Below are 226 nucleotides of genomic sequence, written 5' to 3' on the forward strand. Positions count from 1 at the left end.
TGGGATTTCATTGATCTGGTCAATAAACACGGCATCGCCTGGCACGAGAAAACGTTAGGGCAGCTCTTCTGCGATGACTCCGCGCAGCAGATTGTCGACATGCTGGTGGATGAGTGCGAGAAGGGCAATGTGGCCTTCAGATTGCGTAGCGAAGTGCTGAGCGTGGCGAAGGATGATACAGGCTTCACGCTTGAACTGAACGGCATGACTGTCGGTTGCGAAAAGC

Annotated in this window: 1 protein-coding gene; it reads left to right on the top strand. The window is 53.5% G+C overall.

What is annotated here, in order from left to right:
• On the top strand, window positions 1-226 hold a 226-nt coding region (locus tag L0M99_RS09760), incomplete at both ends, for an NAD(P)/FAD-dependent oxidoreductase (RefSeq protein WP_238128461.1).

This window comes from Varibaculum cambriense, from assembly GCF_022133705.1.
GTDB classification, from domain to species: Bacteria; Actinomycetota; Actinomycetes; order Actinomycetales; family Actinomycetaceae; genus Varibaculum; species Varibaculum cambriense_A.